The organism is Marinagarivorans sp. (assembly GCF_982758155.1).
On the sequence record NZ_CEXWTU010000412.1, the window covers coordinates 1 to 2,058 of the forward strand.

Here is a 2,058-nt window from a genome sequence, read left to right on the forward strand (position 1 = left end):
AATGGCTTTAGCCAGTAAAGTTTTACCCGTTCCTGGCGGTCCCGACATCAAAACACCGCGTGGAATACGGCCACCTAAACGCTGGAAGCGCGATGGATCCTTTAAGTAGTCAACAAGCTCCTGAACCTCTTCTTTTGCCTCATCAACACCTGCGACGTCAACAAAAGTGGTTTTAATCTGATCTTCACCCAATAACTTTGCCTTGCTTTTACCAAAGCTCATTGGGCCGCCTTTACCTCCGGCACCGCCTTGCATCTGCCGCATAAAGAAAATAAACACGGCAATAACAATGAGTATTGGAAAGCTCGCAACCAGTAATTGCTCCCAAATACTAGGGCGAGAGAATTCAGTTCCAGTAACAACAACCTTTTTATCGAGCAAGTCATCTATCAGCTTCGAATCTGGAATATTAGGACGCACAACTTTAAACGATGTATTGTCGTTACGAATACCATAAATAATATCTGCATCTGTCCGAACCTGTGCAACCCGGCCGCCCTGTACCTCTGTAACAAACTCGCTATAACTTAGCTCATTACGCGGAGAGGTCTCACTAAAATTCTGAAAAACCGAAAAAAGCACTAAGGCTATTACCAGCCACAAAATTAAATTTTTCATCATATCGTTCAAGAGGGTTCCCCTTTGTTTACCTCACTGGGAATGCTCAGATAGCACCCCAAATTACGATCACCGTCAAATTCAATACTTATGCAGTATAGACACGATGTTATTTAAAACCCTTTCCTACCAAGTACACTTCACGAGAGCGCGAGCGCGATGCGTTAGGCTTACGAGTACAAACTTTGGTGAAGCTTGTTCGTACATCGCGCATCCACTCATCAAAACCCTCACCTTGAAACACTTTACAGGCGAAACTACCACCGGGCTTAAGTACATTACGTGCCATATCTAAAGCTAGCTCAACGAGATACATCGCTTTTGGCTGGTCTACATCCGCAATTCCACTCATATTGGGGGCCATATCCGAAATTACAACGTCTACAGCGCGACCATCTAACACTTGAATCAAACGATCAAACACATCGCTTTCAGTAAAATCACCCTCAACAAACTCAACCCCCGCAAGTGAATCCATAGGGAGAATATCACTAGCAACCACAAAGCCTTTATGACCTACCAAATCTGCCGCAACTTGACACCACCCACCAGGTGCAGCCCCTAGATCTACAACCGTCATTGCTGGCTTGATCAAGCGATCTTTATCATTCAGCTCAATTAACTTATAGCTTGCACGAGAACGATAACCGTCTTCTTGAGAGGCCTTAACATACGGGTCATTGAAATGTTCCTGAAGCCAACCATTACTACTTTTTGAACGGGCCATAAATTTCGTTAAACCTTTTCGGCCTATAAGCGTTAGAATAGGCGAATTCTCTACTAGAAGGATGTATGTTACGCAAACACGTCTGTAATGAGAAGCCAAACATGCGATGCATTTGCATCAAAACGCACACGAAATTCTAAGGCTTGTGTATATGCCACTTTCAACAGCATTAAAAAAGCAGTACCGAACTATCGGCCACAATTTAAACCCTATTGTGACCATAGCCGGAAAAGGCCTCAGTGAGCCAGTTCTAGCAGAACTGGACAGAGCGCTTGATGACCACGAACTCATTAAAGTTAAGCTTGCAATAACTGACCGCCTTGCACGCCAAGAAACGATCCAAACACTTTGCCATAGTTGTAATGCGGAGCTCGTACAAGAGATCGGTAAAGTAGCCTTAATTTACCGACCCGCCCGAGAGCCAAAGGTTCATAAATCCAATATTCGCTAACCGCTCCAGACTAAATAGTGGAAGTTAGTTGACCCCCTTGGGATTAACTAACTTTCGCAATTTAAGCCCAGCTCCTCCTCGATGCTTCACCACCACCCTCCAACGCACTTCAAATCGCTCAAATAAAGCCTCATTTACCTCGAATCAGCCCCAAAAGCCGCACTCCATCCTTATCTCCATGAGCATAGAAACGCCTGAGAGAGAGCGCACGTCAAATCGAGCGTTATAAAAATTTAAGCAAAAAAAAGCCCGTTATCAAAGA

General features: G+C 44.4%; 3 protein-coding genes. 1 reads left to right on the forward strand and 2 read right to left on the reverse strand.

Annotation, left to right across the window (positions count from 1 at the left end; translation table 11 throughout):
• A partial coding sequence (locus tag AC3A8L_RS21500; protein WP_487964325.1) for an ATP-dependent metallopeptidase FtsH/Yme1/Tma family protein occupies positions 1-621 on the reverse strand: 621 nt, incomplete at its 3' end.
• A 106-nt stretch (positions 622-727) separates the two neighbouring features.
• Entirely contained in the window at positions 728-1,345 is a 618-nt protein-coding gene (gene rlmE / locus AC3A8L_RS21505) for a 23S rRNA (uridine(2552)-2'-O)-methyltransferase RlmE (protein WP_487964326.1), read from the reverse strand.
• Between the two features lie 151 nt (positions 1,346-1,496).
• Here rlmE and AC3A8L_RS21510 point away from each other — a divergent pair, with 151 nt between their 5' ends.
• Positions 1,497-1,796, forward strand: a complete 300-nt coding sequence (locus AC3A8L_RS21510; protein ID WP_487964327.1) for a YhbY family RNA-binding protein — start codon at positions 1,497-1,499, stop codon at positions 1,794-1,796.
• Positions 1,797-2,058: the final 262 nt, after the last annotated feature.